This window comes from Kribbella sp. NPDC104218 (genome assembly GCF_055584105.1).
The window spans coordinates 97,790-111,287 of sequence record NZ_JBVJMQ010000002.1 but is presented as its reverse complement, the minus strand read 5'-3'; the positions used below and the strand labels follow the sequence as shown (position 1 = coordinate 111,287).

The window sequence follows — 13,498 nt, the reverse complement described above, 5'->3', positions numbered from 1 at the left end:
TGCGGCTGGAGGGTGACCGGGATCCGGCCACCCTCCAGCCGCGGATCAGCGAGCGGAGAAAGTGCTCGGCGCCGTCACTCGGGCCGGGCCGGCACGATGTGCGCGTGCCCATTCTTGTCGTAGTGGATCGTGCCGGAGTTGGTCGGGGTTCTGGCGCCGGTCGTCCCGTCGATGTGGGTTCCGATGTTCCGGTCGTAGACGACCTTCTCCTTGTGCCCGGCCTGGCCCGGAGCCTTGTCGCCGGTTTGGCGGCCGCGACCGAACCCACGCTGGATGAGCGCGGTGGCATCGTCGACGGTTCCGGCCATCTCGCTGCGGTTCTTGATCGGGTCGAAGTTCCGGGCGCCGAGGATGTGCTTCTCCTGTTTGCCGGCATGCACCGCCTTCAGGCCGACGTCGAACCGTTTCGCGGAGCTGGCCAGCCTGGCCGCCGACGACGCGTACCGCATCGCCATGATCGCGCCGCGGAGGGCGAGCGCTCCGACGCCGCCGGTGATCGCCCCGATGGCGACGGTGAGCGCGACCTCGGCCACCACGCGCAGGATCATCGCGCGGTTCTCGTAGACCCATTTGGCGGCCTTGACGGCGACTGCTTTGGCCGCGTGGGCTACTGCTTTGGCCGTTTTGACGGCGGCGGCGGCCGCCTTCTTGAGCGAGCCGACGGGGTCCTTGCGGACTTCGTTGACCTTCTTGGCGACCTTGACGGCGACCTTGACCGTTTCCTTGACGACGGTCTTGATCGTCTTCTCGACCTGTTTGATGACTTCGACCGGGTGAGTGACGACGTACTTGACCGCTGCGAGGGTCTCGGTGGCCCGGTCGCGAACCCAGGTGACGACCGTCGAGGCGACCTGGATGGTCTCCTTGTACTGTTCGACGACCCGGTTGGTGACGGTCTTGGTGACCGTCTTGATGCTCTCGACGATGCTGCTGAACCAGGACATACCGTCCGGGTCGCTGAACGTGATGGGGTTGTTGTTGCTGTAGATGTACGCGTTCAGCGTCTGCGGATCGTCGATCGTCACCTTCGGATCGACCGAGATGAACTTGCCGATCGTGGGGTCGTACTCGCGGGCGCCGAGATGGACCAGTCCGGTGGAGGCGTCGTTGGTGCCGCCGACGAATCCGCGCTGGCCGGGCCAGGCGGCCGGCGCCGTGCCGCGGTTGTTGCCGTACGGGTCCTCACGCCGCCGCTGCACCGTTTGCGTCGCGGTGTCGGCGACCGCGGTGTTCGACGTGCCGTGGTGGTCGGCACCGAGCCAGCTCAGCTTGCCCTGCTGGCGGACGGCGACGGTCTTCCCGCCGAGCTGGTAGTACCGGGTGCCTTCGGCAACGGTCGCGTTCGGCTTCAGCAGCAGCTCGGTGTTGCCCAGGTAGAGCGTCGTGCCGGTGTTGTCCCGCCGGATCAGGCGCTCGCCGTTGGCGCCGTACATGTACGACGTCTCCTGGCCACCGACCTTCTTGACCTTCTCGAGCTCACCCTCGTGGTTCCAGGTGTAGTCCTCGGCCGGGCCGCCGCCGATGGTGCGCTGGGTCCGGTCGCCGCCGGTGTTGTAGGTGTAGTTGTCCGTCCGGCCGCCGGCCGGCATGCCGGTGCCGGTGGTGATGACCTTCTGGACGGCGTGCGGCTGGGCCTGCCCGGCGGCCGGATACTTGTACGTCGCCGTGGTCGAGCCACCGCTCCAGGTCTTGGTCTCGGTCTCGCGGTTGCCGACCTTGTCGAACGTCCACTGGTGCCAGTACGGCGCCGGCCCGCCCAGGCTCGCGGCGGTCGGAGCGAGACCGCAGTCGCCCGGTGCGTTGTCCTCGCCCGGCTTCGGCGTCCAGGCTCCGGTCATCCGGCGCAGGTAGTCGTACTTGAAGCACTGCGTGTCGGTGGCCTCGCCGCTGGCCGACGACGGGGTGTCGTTGAGTTGCCGGATGTTGCCGGAGGCGTCGTACAGGTACTCGACCTCGGACACCCGCCGTGGCAGCGTCTCGCGCTCGGTGGTCACCTTCGAGAGCCGGCGGGTGCCGTCCTCGTAGCTGTAGCCGATCGAGAGCCACTTACCGGTCGACGAGCCCATGGTGATCTGCTCGGCCTCGCCGAACGAGGTGTACGTCGTACCGCGGACGTACGTCGACAGCCCCGAGGCCAGCGTGGTCGGCTGGTCCTGGGCGTTGTAGCCGTACGTCAGCGTCTCGCCCGGCAGGTCACCAGCGCCCGGGACCGTCTCGGTCGCGAGCTGTCCGTCGTCCTTGTAGGTGCTCTCGAACTTGTAGGTGCCCGCGAGCTTGCCCTCGTTACCCGGGATGACGTACTCGTTGCCGGTGGCCCGGCCGCGGTCGTCGTAGCCGGTGACCCGGTTGATGTACTGGTTGCCGTCCGGGTCGTACCGCGTCGACGAGGTGGGCATCCCCGGCAGCAGCGTGTCGTAGACCCACTCCGCGATCTTCGGCCCGGTCGCCGAGTCCGCCCGCTTGACCGTCGTCCGGCCCAGGGTGTCGTACTCGTAGGCGGTGATCTTGCCGCGGCCGTCCTTCGTGGTCGCCAGCCGGTCGAGCTCGTCGTAGGTGCTGGTCGTGGTGCCCTTGTCCGGGTCGACCTCTTCGATCTGCCGGCCGAAGACGTCGTACTTGTAGGTCCACTTGTTCCCGGCCGGGTCCGTGACGGAGGCCAGCTGGCCCTTCGCGTTGTACCCGTACTTCGTCGAGTCGTACGCGCCGGTCGCGGTGTCGCCGGTGTACTGACGCAGCTCGAGCAGCCGGCCCTGGACGTCGGTGATCCGCGTCGTCGGCGTCTCGCCGGTCGGCGGGTCGATGGTCTCGCTGTCACCGCTGTAGGTGTGCTTGGTCTCCCACAGCACGTTGCTGAACGACTTCACCTGCTCGACGGTCGGCCGGCCCGCGAGGTCGTACTGGGTGACCTTCTGGGTGGGCAGCTCCTCCTCGACCGGGATCAGCAGCTGCTCGGTGACGGGGGTGTCGGAGTAGAACGGACCGTCCTCCTTGACCTCCAGACCGCGGCTGTCGTACTGGATGTTGTTGATGATCGAGCCGCCGGTCTTGCCCGGATCCTTGGACTGCCGGGGCCGCATCAGGCCGTCGAACAGCTGAATGGAGTCCTCGACGCTGTTGTCGGTCTGCAAGGTCCGCGTGGTGACGGACGACGGGGCGTTGGCGAAGATGCCGTAGGTGTACTGGACGTCGGCCGTGGCGGCGTTGTCCGCGGCCGCGGCCAGACCGGCCACGTTCGCGCCGGCCTTGGCCGAGAAGTTGGCCGCGCCGGTGCGGCCCGGGTACCAGACCTTCGCCGTCCGGCCGAGCGCGTCGTACGTCGCCTCGGTGCGCTTGCCGGCCTCGTCGACGGTGGCGATCTGCTGACCCCAGGCGGGTTCGAGCTCGACACTCGTCTTGTGGCCGTTCGGCTTGGTCGACTCGACCTTGGTCACCGGGCCGGGGCCGGCCGGCGTGTAGACGACCGAGCTGCTCTGGTTCTTCGGGTTGGTCATCTTGATCGCGCGGCCGAGTACGTCGTACTCGGTCGTTCCGGTGACCTGGTAGTCCGGCTTGCCGTCGGGCTTGAACCCGGACAGCCGTGCGGTCTTGGTGACGTTCCCGCGGACGGGCGCGGCGTCGGGATCGGCGGCTCCGTCGTAGTAGGTGAGGTTGTCGCTGATCACCTGGTCCTGCGTGTACGGCTTGCCGCAGGCGACGCCGACGGTGACCTCGCGCTTCGGGATCTCGCTGATACCCGCGGCCGCATTGGCCGTGTACTCGTAGGTGGTGCAGGTGTCGTCGGTGTCGGTGCTCAGGTCCTTCAGGTCGTTGCGGCTGAGCAGGACGCCGTTGTCGTCGTACTTGTTGGACGCCTGGCTCTTCCGCGAGCCGCCGCCGGTGAGGGCCTCGAACTGGCGGCTACCGGCCTCCTGGACCTGGAAGGCGCTGACGGTCGCCCACGGGCGGACCCGGGTCGAGGTCGCGTCGGAGATCCACTGCTCGTTGACCGTCCGCTGGACCTCGGCGGTCCCGTTGAAGGTCCGGGTCTCCAGCGGCTGGCCGGACAGCGGCGGCAGGTCGTCGACCTTGGCGCCGGTGGAGTCCACGACCTGGACGTCCTTGAAGCCGGTCTTCAGCTTGTCGCCGTCCATCCCGCGGAAGTAGCGGTTCTCGGTGACGATCTGCGGACCGCCGACGTTGCCCTTGCGGACGATGGTGCGGTCGTAGCCGCGCCATTGCGACCAGGTCTTCTGGCCGATCTCGACCAGACCGTCCTCGTCGTCGTGCCGCCAGGCCGGCGGGTCCGGGTACTCGACGGTGGTCACCATCGGCTGGGCGCCGGTGACGCGGTCGGTCTCGGTGACCGTCTCGACGACGTACTTGTGGAACCAGTCCTCACGCTCGGTCGAGCTGGGCGGCGTCCACTTCATCGGGTGACAGCGGCGGCCGTTGGTGTCGGCGGCCGGCTTGTCGCCGGGCTTGCAGTCGGCCTTGAGGTAGCGGACGGCGAGCTCGCCGCCGGTGCCGTAGGAGACGCGGTTGACCCGCCACCACTTCATCTCGGGCAGGTTGTCGCCGGCGGCGTCGACCCGGTTCGCGAGTTGCTCGCCGTCCAGGTTCACCTCCGGGATCGGGACGCCGCCGGCGCTGCCGACGTGGCCGGCGTACGTGATGGCCTCCAGCCACAGGCCGGGCTTGGTGCCGTCGCCGTTGTCGGGGAAGGTGTGCCGCAGGCTCCAGCTGCTGACCAGGTCGAACGTCGAGCCGCGGTTGACGTAGGTGCTGACCTTGCTGAGCTTCTTGGTGGTGAAGAAGGACGGGTTGAACTTGTTGTCGCAGTTGGCCGGCTGCGCGCCGCCGGCGCCGATGCAGCGCTGGTCGAGCGGAACGTCCGGGTAGTCCTCCGGAGCCGAGCAGCCGCTGTTGTCCCGGCAGCGTTCGGTCGTCGTGAACTCGACCTTGCCGACGGCCTTGGTGCTGAACACGGCGCCGTCGCGCTGGCCGTACTCGATGGTGCGGACGTTACCGCCGCGCACGTACGGCGTCACCGCGGTCGCGGTCGAGTTCCGGCCGTAGTAGTTGGTCTCCTTGTCGTAGAACAGGCTCATCGTGTTGCCGTGGCGGTCCACGACGTAGTCCAGGTTCCACTTGTAGACCTGCTGGCACCAGGAGCCGGCGAAGTTGCCGGTCGCGAAGCACTGCTCACCGGAGTGGTTGCCGAACACCGGCACCGTCCAGCCGGAGTTGGTGCGCTGGTCGGCGGCGCCCGGCAGCTTGTTCAGGCCGAAGTAGTACTTCGTGCCGTCCTTGGTGGTCAGGCGCCAGTACTCGCCCTTCTCGGCGGCGACGCGGCCGTCGTCGCCGTTGTCGGCGCCGGAGAGCTTCTCGATCACCGAGCCGTCGTCCTGGCGCGGGTGCCAGGTCTTCGTGTCGTCGTCGCGGACCAGCTCACCGCCCTTGCCGTTCAGCGTGAACGTCGCGTTCTCGCCGGCCCAGCACAGGTCGCCGGTGGCCTTGGTGCCGTTGTTGCCGGACTGCTCGGTCTTCGAGGCGCAGGAGGCGAACCGCTGCTCGATCGAGCCGCCAGGCGCCAGCTCGAAGCCCTGGCCGCCCCACGAGGGCTGGTTGTTCGTCGCCGCGGTGCGGCCGTCGACACCACCGGAGCTGTAGTCGAGGCTCAGCTTCGGCGTGGGGCCGCCGTTGCTCGGCGGGACGGACATCGGGTACTGCCAGGCGAAGTCGCCAGACGACCCGCCGACCTGCCAGGTCGCGGTTGGCGCGAGCTGGGACGAGCCGAAGTTGCCGGTGCCGCCGGACGGACCGGCCTGGACGGCGAAGGTTGCGGCCTGCGCGCCGACCGGGACATCGGCGGTGAGCGTGCCGGAGCCGTTGTTCTGAACGGCGAGCGGTTTGCCGGTCGACCGGTCGACCACGCGCAGCCGCTGGGCCCAGTCGCCACCGAAGGAGTCCCGGAAGTCCTCGTAGCGCAGCTGCAGGGAGACCTTGCCGCTCTTGGCGACGCCGTCGGTGCGGTTCAGCTTCAGCTGCAGGCCGTCGGCGCCGAGGCGGGTCAGATCGACCTTCACCTTCGTCGGCGTCGCGTCGGCAGCAGCCGCGGCGGCGGTGGGCGCCGCCGCGGAGCCGATCCAGATCGGCAGCGAGCCGGCCTGCGTCTTCGTTCCGGCGCTACGGCCGCCGGCGAGCGTCGTACTCCAGGCCGAGGCCACGGCGGGCAGCGCGACCTCCGCGGCGCCGGCCTTCGGCCAGGTAACCTTGTTCGGCGCCGGCTTCGCGGCGGCGGCCTCGGCGGGATCGGCCGCCTTGGGGATCGGCTTGAACGGTTTGGTGGGGACGGGCTTGTCCTTCTTGGCTTTCCAGGCGGGGTCGTCCTTGAGGGGAGTCGCGTTCGCGGCCGGACCCCACAAGGTCGCTATCAGGGCCGTCGCGACCGTGGTGGTGATCGCGACGCGGCCGGCCCGGCGCCGGGCGGCTGGGGCATTGGGCATGGGGGTGCTCTCTTCTCGGGAGGGCAGTGGACCAAGACATTGCAACGATTGACATCCGTATTCGACAACCCGTTCGACGCTGCTCGAAGCAGCGTGACGCACCGTTCGCCCTTTTCGGCGTCCGTCGAAACGAGGCCATTTGACGAGCGTCGAAACGGAAACCGAAATCCCTGTCAGAACAAGCGAAGTAGTTGCTCTCAGCAATGAAATCAGGACTCGGAGAGGCCAAGGTTCAGGCCGGCGCCGCCGGCGGTCTCGAACCGATCGACTGCGTGAGCCGGGGCGGCAAGGTGACGACTTCGCCTGTGCCGAGGTTGTCCAGGCCGGTGAGGGGTGCGCGGCTGCCGTCGCCGTCGCCGAAGATCAGCGTGCCGCCCCGGGCGTGCTCCTCGAGGTTGTTGCGGTCATAGAGGATCACCTGGCCGACGCGCTGGGGTGTTGGTCAGGTCAGGGTGAGCGTGGGGTTCAGTTCGCCGTTGGAGGCCCACTCGCCGGCGAACCATTGGTTGACGACGCCGTCGGTCACGGCCGGGCCGGCGTACGCCGAGTCGGTGCTCGCGGTGAGGTGCCCGCGCGGGCGACGTCCGCGCCGTCGTACACCTGGATCTCGGAGAGGCCGACGTTCGATCCGGCGCCGTCGGTGATCTCGAGCCGGACGGACGTCGTACTGCGGGGTGCAAAGGTGAGGTCCTTGGCCAGGCCGCTGTTCGGCAGCTCCGGGACGGGGAAGCGGCCAGGTCAGGGTCAGGCTGGGTTTCAGCTCCTGGCTCGAGGCTCACTCGCCGTCCCCGTGGACGCCGACGATGCCGTCGGCAACGTTCGCTGCGGCGAGGGTCGGGTGCTCCTGGCTGACCGATGAGCCGGGTGCCGTCGCCAGCGGTGCGAGGTTGTTGCCAAGGGCAACGCTACCGAGCCGGATGCCGCTGACCGAGTACGGCGGCACGCTGAGATGCGCGGTCGCCGCGCTGTTCGTCACCGCCAGGGGGAGTGACGACTTCGGCGTCACCGGGTTCTGGTTCGGGCTCGCCTCAAAGAGGTTCGGGGGAGTCGACGTCCGGCGGATGGTGCTGACGCCGTCGCCGAGGCCGAGGTTGCGGCCGGCGTCGGAAAGGCCTGCAGTGTCGCCGACCCGGGTGTCTCATCCCGAGCCGCCAACCGTCCTGCTCTGTTCGGACGGCTTCATCGTCACGACAGCCGCCCGAGAACTGGCTGACCTCGGCTACGAGGTCCCCGGTGCCGTCGAGCTGGCCGGTATGGACGACGTCGGCCCGGCCAGCATCCTCGCCGTCGCCGCCTCCCTCCGTCCAGGATCTCGGCCGCAATGCCGCCGACCTCCTCGCCACCTGATCCTCCCCATCACCCTCCAAACCCGCCCGGCGACTCATCTCCGCGTCGGCACCCATTGATTCCTAGCGCGCTAGATTGCTAGCATCCTAGGTATGGACGACAAGAAGGTGCAGTTCAACGTGTACCTGCCGCCGGGGTTGGTGCGGCGGGTGAAGCACAAGGCCATCGACGAGGGCGCCAGCCTGTCGGCGCTGGTCGAGCAGGCGCTGACGGAGTACCTGGACGAGCACGGGGAGGCGCGAGGATGAGCGACGTGGTGATTCGGCCGTTGCGGTTCACTGTCGATGTGGCCGGCATGCGGGCCTTCTTGGAGACGCTGGGGCTGCAGGCCCGGATCGAGTCCGAGAGTGGTGGCTGGGTGGACATGCGGGCCGGGCAGGGGATGGTCGCGTTGCACAGCGCAGCCACGAGCTCTACCGGTGGCCGGCCGGGGCAGACGAGTCTGTCCTTCGAGGCCGATGACATCGATCGGCTGCAGGAGCAGTTCGAGCAGGCCGGTTACACGGAGGTAGCGGTGTGGGACGAGGCGTACGGGCGGGTGCTCAAGGTCTCTGGTCCGGGCGGGGCGCACATCTACATCGACGAGCGCAGTGACGACCTCTACGGCTACAAACTGAACGAAACGGCTCCGGACGACCGCTGGCTGGTGACTCCGCAGCTCGACGCCGCAGAAGAGGCGGCCTGGCGAGGCTTCCTCTCCGTCGTCGGTCTGGGCTCGCTGGCCCGCTTCGGCCTCGGCGTCCGGCTGGAGCTCACCACCACCGAGGATCTGGACGCGGTGCGCCGCCGCCTGGTTGAAGCGGGCTACCAGGTGAGCCGGGCCGGCGACGTGCTCGAAATGACCGACCCTGACGGCCAGGTTGTCGTGGTGCACGGACGGTCTTGAACGACTGATGTGTTGCCGGACGAGGGGGCGGCGGATGGATTCGGGGAGGAGCTGCGGTGGATGAGGCTGGCGCTGTGAGTGTGCGGTTGCGGGACGATCCGGACTTCCGGAGGTACTGGCTGGCCCGAGTGCTCTCGTTGAGCGGGTCGATGGTGACGGCGATCGTGCTGCCGGTGCTGGTCTATCGGCTGACCGGGTCGACGGTTCTGACGGCTGCGGTGACCGCGTTGGAGGCGGCGCCGTACTTGTTGACCGGGTTGTTCGCGGGGGCGCTGGCTGATCGGTGGGACCGGCGGCGAGTGATGGTGACGGCTGACCTGCTCAACGCCGTGCTGATCGGGTCGGTGCCGGTGGCTTACCTCCTCGATGTGCTGAGCGTTGCGCAGGTGCTGGTGGTCGCGTTCGTCGTCCAGGCGGTCTACACGTTCTTCGACGGTGCCAACTTCGGTGCGCTGCCGGTGCTGGTGGGGCGAGCGCGGGTCGCCCAGGCGAACTCAGCTGTCTGGTCGGCGTCCAGTCTGATCGAGCTGTTGGTGCCTCCGCTGGCTGGTCTGTCGCTGGCGCTCATCCATCCGGCTGGGCTGCTGGCGCTTGATGCGTTGAGCTTTGTCGCGTCTGCGCTGGCGGTGCGGGGCATCGTCCGGGCGATGTCGGAGCGACGTCAGGGGCTGCAGCCGCTGCGGCCGCGCGTCGTCCTGGCTGACATCGCGGAGGGCATCCGCTACCTCATCCGGCACCCCGGCGTCCGGACGATGACGATCGTGGGCAGCCTGCAGTCGTTCGCAGGCGGTGGGTTCATGGCGCTGATGGTCGTCTGGTGCGACCGCGTGCTCCACGTCGGTACGTCGGGGCTCCGGTTCGGCCTCGTCTGGGGGACGTGGGGGATAGGCGGTCTGATCGCGGCACTCGCGCTACCGCGGCTGTTGAAGCGTTGGCCGCCCGCTGCGATCACTCTGTACGCGCTACCGCTGTCCGCGCTCATCGGCGTACTGGCGCCGTTGTCGACCGGCTGGGTGGTCGCAGCGTTCGCCTTGCTTTGCTGGGGCTCGGCGTACGTGCTGGTGATCGTGAACGCCGTTTCGTACCGCCAGCAGGTCACACCGGAGCAGCTCCTCGGCCGAGTGAACACAGCGGGCCGCATGCTGTCGTGGGCGGTCGGCTGGACACTGGGCTCGATGGTCGGCGGTCTGCTCGGTAATCAGGTCGGTATCCGCGCAGCGATGGTTCTGGTCGGGAGTGCGAGCTTTGTCGGCGTCGCAGTGGCCTGGACGTCGCCGCTGCGGCGAATCGCCGCCACACCCGACCCGGCCGCGAGCTGACCCGTTGCGTGCTGCGGAGCGGTTCATCCGCTAGGTTCTGCGCGTGGGCGTACGGGTTCTCGGTCCTCGTGACCTCGCTGCGGCGCGCGCGGTGATCGCCCGTGATCCGGTCGTCAACGTGTTCGTCGACAGTCTTGTGCAGGCATCCGGTCTGGACCCGCGCCGTGGCGCGGAGGTCTGGGGCTACGTCGACAAAGGCGTTCTGGAGGCGCTCTGCCACGCCGGCGGGAACATGGTCCCGGTCGGCGCGGACGACGCCGCACTGCGCGCGTTCGCGGCGTACGCGTTGCGCCGGGGCCGCAACTGCTTCCAGATCCTCGGACCGGCCCGGGCGGTCGACCAGCTGTGGACGGCGCTCGAGCCGCACTGGGGCCCGGCCCGCGAGGTGCGCGGCGACCAGCCGTTCATGGTGATCGAGGGCGCGCCCGCGATCGAGCCGGATCCGCTGGTCCGCGCGGTTGAGCCGGTGGAGCTGCCGGTGCTGTACCCGGCCTGTGTCGCGATGTACACCGAGGAGGTCGGCGTCCCGCCGCAGACCGGGCCGGACGGGACCTTCTACCGGTCCCGGGTGGCTGAGCTGATCCGGGCGGGCCGGGCGTTCGCGCGGATCGAGGACGGCCGGGTGGTGTTCAAGGCCGAGGTCGGTTCGGTGGGCAGTGGGGTCTGTCAGATCCAGGGTGTCTGGGTGGACCCGGAGTACCGCGGGCGGGGGATCGCGGCGCCCGGGATGGCCGCCGTGGTCGAGCTGGCGCGGCAGATCGCGCCGGTGGTGACGCTGTACGTCAACGCGTTCAACACACCCGCGCGCCGCGCGTACGAGCGGGTCGGGTTCCGGACGGTCGAGACGTTCGCCACCATCCTGTTCTGAGGGTTACTTCGGAGTAAGGTGGCGCTCATGGCGACCCGGAGCAAGACCACGACCGGCCTGTCGGTGCTGTTCGGCGTCCTCGGCGTCCTGCACTTCGTGAAACCCGAGCCGTTCGAGAAGATCGTGCCGAAGGTGCTGCCGCGGAAGAAGGAACTCGTTTACGCGTCAGGGGTCGCGGAGCTGGCGTGCGCGGCCGGACTGCTGCACCCGAAGACGCGCCGGGCGGCCGGGCTGGCCAGCGCGGGCCTGCTGGTGGCGGTCTTCCCGGCGAACCTGCAGATGGCGGCGGACCTGCAGCGCAAGGGATCGCCGCGCGCGAAGGCGATCGCCTGGGCGCGGTTGCCGTTCCAGCTGCCGCTGATCAAATGGGCGCTGAAAGCGTCCCGCGAGACCGAGTGAGAGCGGCCTGGGGATAACTGGTCGGAGCACTCCTGGCGGACGGATATCCTCTAGTCGTCCGTTGTGCCATCTCCAGGGAGTTCGCCGTGATTCTGCGTATGTCGTCGCTGTTCCTTCGCACCCTTCGCGAGGACCCGGCGGACGCGGAGGTCCCGAGCCACAAGCTGCTCGTCCGCGCCGGGTACATCCGCCGGACGGCGCCGGGTGTCTACACCTGGCTGCCGCTCGGGCTGCGCGTGCTGCGCAAGGTCGAGCAGATCGTCCGCGAGGAGATGGACGCGATCGGCGCGCAGGAGCTGGTCTTCCCGGCGATCCTGCCGCGGGAGCCCTACGAGGCGACCGGCCGCTGGACGGAGTACGGGCCGAACCTGTTCCGGCTGAAGGACCGCAAGGGCGCGGACATGCTGCTCGGCCCGACGCACGAGGAGATGTTCACGCTCGTCGTCAAGGACCTGTACTCGTCGTACAAGGACCTGCCGCTGTCGATCTACCAGATCCAGAACAAATACCGCGACGAGGCGCGGCCGCGGGCCGGCGTACTGCGCGGGCGTGAGTTCGTCATGAAGGACTCCTACTCCTTCGACGTCGACGACGCCGGGCTGGCCGCGTCGTACGAGGCGCACCGCGGCGCGTACATCAAGATCTTCGACCGGCTCGGGTTCGACTACGTGATCGTCCAGGCGATGTCCGGGGCGATGGGCGGCTCGCGGTCGGAGGAGTTCCTCGCGATCGCGGCGAACGGCGAGGACACCTTCGTCCGCTCGGCCGGCGGGTACGCCGCCAACGTCGAGGCGGTCGTGGTCGCGCCGGCGGCGCCGGTCGACGCGTCCGGCGTCCCGGCGTCCGAGGTCGTCGACACCCCGGACACCCCGACGATCGACACGCTCGTCGACGCGCTGAACGCCAAGCACCCGCGGGCCGACGGCCGCGAGTGGACGGCCGCGGACACCTTGAAGAACGTGCTCGTCGTCCTCATCCACCCCGACGGGACGCGCGAGCCGCTGGCGATCGGCGTCCCGGGGGACCGGGCGATCGACGAGAAGCGGCTCGGCGCGCAGGTCGAGCCGGCCGAGGTGGTCGCGTTCGAGGAGGCGGACTTCGAGAAGCACCCGGCGCTGGCCAAGGGCTACATCGGCCCGGGCGTGCTGGGCGCGGAGAACACCGCGAAGATCCGCTACCTGCTCGACCCGCGGGTCGCCGAGGGCTCGGCCTGGGTGACCGGCGCGGACAAGACCGGCTACCACGTCATCAACCTGGTGCACGGCCGCGACTTCACCGCCGACGGCACCATCCAGGCCGCCGAGGTCCGCGACGGCGACGCCGCACCCGACGGCTCCGGCCCGCTGGAGTCCGCGCGCGGGATCGAGATGGGCCACATCTTCCAGCTCGGCCGCAAGTACGCCGACGCCCTCGACCTCAAGGTCCTCGACCAGAACGGCAAACTCGTCACGGTCACCATGGGCTCCTACGGCGTCGGCGTCACCCGCGCCGTCGCCGCCATCGCCGAGGGCAACCACGACGAGTTCGGCCTGGTCTGGCCGCGCGAGATCGCCCCCGCCGACGTCCACCTCGTTGCCACCGGCAAGGACCCCGAGGTCTTCGCCAAAGCCGCCGAACTCGCCGCCGAGCTCGAGTCCCGCGGCCTCACCGTCCTCTACGACGACCGCGAAAAAGTCAGCCCCGGCGTCAAGTTCAAAGACGCCGAACTCATCGGCGTCCCCACCATCGCCGTCGTCGGCAAAGGCCTCGCCGAAGGCACCATCGAAGTCAAAGACCGCCGCACCAACACCCGCGCCGACATCCCCGTAGCCGACGTAGTAGACCACCTACTAACCACCACCACCCCCTAACCCCCGACTGCCCTTCTCCGGGCGCTCACCCCCCGGGTCACAAGCCGTCCGCCGACGCCGCCCGGCCAAGATCCGTCCACCCGCGACGCCCAGACTGGGTCTGTCCACCGGCGGTGCCCGCATGCGCCACGCCCAGGCGGGCCCCACGCGCCGGTGACGCCCGGGTGAGGTCCGTCCACGGGCGACGCCCAGGCGGGTTCCGTCGGCTGGTCACGCCCGGATGCGCGTCACGCCCAGGCGGGCCCCATGCGCCGGTGACGCCCGGGTGAGGTCCGTCCACGGGCGACGCCCAGGCGGGTTCCGTCGGCTGGTCACGCCCGGATGCGCGTCACGCCCAGGCGGGC

10 protein-coding genes and 1 pseudogene are annotated in these 13,498 nt (G+C 69.2%); 7 read left to right on the top strand and 4 right to left on the bottom strand.

All coding sequences use genetic code 11. The features are described from left to right. Window positions 1-74: 74 nt before the first annotated feature. The 4 genes and pseudogenes from ACZ6ZD_RS16585 to ACZ6ZD_RS16570 all read right to left on the bottom strand — a co-directional run bounded on the left by ACZ6ZD_RS16585 (window position 75) and on the right by ACZ6ZD_RS16570 (window position 7,428). Window positions 75-6,485, bottom strand: coding sequence for an RHS repeat-associated core domain-containing protein (locus tag ACZ6ZD_RS16585; RefSeq protein ID WP_465672880.1), 6,411 nt, complete (start codon window positions 6,483-6,485; stop codon window positions 75-77). Between the two features lie 232 nt (window positions 6,486-6,717). Next, window positions 6,718-6,912, bottom strand: a pseudogene (locus tag ACZ6ZD_RS16580) (DUF7402 domain-containing protein); the annotation flags it as partial. 95 nt (window positions 6,913-7,007) lie between these two features. Further along, window positions 7,008-7,199: a hypothetical protein gene (locus tag ACZ6ZD_RS16575; protein ID WP_465676054.1), complete on the bottom strand. Its 192-nt coding sequence runs from the start codon at window positions 7,197-7,199 to the stop codon at window positions 7,008-7,010. Window positions 7,200-7,260: 61 nt separating this feature from the next. Continuing rightward, complete coding sequence (locus ACZ6ZD_RS16570; protein ID WP_465672878.1) at window positions 7,261-7,428, bottom strand: hypothetical protein; 168 nt, start codon at window positions 7,426-7,428, stop codon at window positions 7,261-7,263. Between ACZ6ZD_RS16570 and ACZ6ZD_RS16565 the strand changes: the two genes are divergently transcribed. The 7 genes from ACZ6ZD_RS16565 to ACZ6ZD_RS16535 all read left to right on the top strand — a co-directional run bounded on the left by ACZ6ZD_RS16565 (window position 7,403) and on the right by ACZ6ZD_RS16535 (window position 13,154). Then, window positions 7,403-7,891 carry a hypothetical protein gene (locus ACZ6ZD_RS16565; RefSeq protein WP_465672876.1) on the top strand — a complete coding sequence of 163 codons (489 nt, stop codon included), beginning with the start codon at window positions 7,403-7,405 and terminating at the stop codon, window positions 7,889-7,891. The two genes, ACZ6ZD_RS16570 and ACZ6ZD_RS16565, sit on opposite strands and share 26 nt — an antisense overlap. A gap of 33 nt (window positions 7,892-7,924) precedes the next feature. Continuing rightward, window positions 7,925-8,080: a ribbon-helix-helix domain-containing protein gene (locus ACZ6ZD_RS16560; RefSeq protein WP_465672874.1), complete on the top strand. Its 156-nt coding sequence runs from the start codon at window positions 7,925-7,927 to the stop codon at window positions 8,078-8,080. Beyond that, entirely contained in the window at window positions 8,077-8,718 is a 642-nt protein-coding gene (locus tag ACZ6ZD_RS16555) for a VOC family protein (RefSeq protein ID WP_465672872.1), read from the top strand. Before ACZ6ZD_RS16560 ends, ACZ6ZD_RS16555 begins: the two co-directional genes overlap by 4 nt. A 56-nt stretch (window positions 8,719-8,774) precedes the next feature. Next, entirely contained in the window at window positions 8,775-10,037 is a 1,263-nt protein-coding gene (locus ACZ6ZD_RS16550; RefSeq protein WP_465672870.1) for an MFS transporter, read from the top strand. Between the two features lie 43 nt (window positions 10,038-10,080). Next, on the top strand, window positions 10,081-10,905 hold the full coding sequence (locus ACZ6ZD_RS16545) for a GNAT family N-acetyltransferase (protein ID WP_465672868.1): 825 nt from the start codon (window positions 10,081-10,083) through the stop codon (window positions 10,903-10,905). Between the two features lie 27 nt (window positions 10,906-10,932). Further along, window positions 10,933-11,304: a DoxX family protein gene (locus ACZ6ZD_RS16540; protein WP_465672866.1), complete on the top strand. Its 372-nt coding sequence runs from the start codon at window positions 10,933-10,935 to the stop codon at window positions 11,302-11,304. 86 nt (window positions 11,305-11,390) lie between these two features. After that, window positions 11,391-13,154, top strand: coding sequence for a proline--tRNA ligase (locus ACZ6ZD_RS16535; protein ID WP_465672864.1), 1,764 nt, complete (start codon window positions 11,391-11,393; stop codon window positions 13,152-13,154). Window positions 13,155-13,498: the final 344 nt, after the last annotated feature.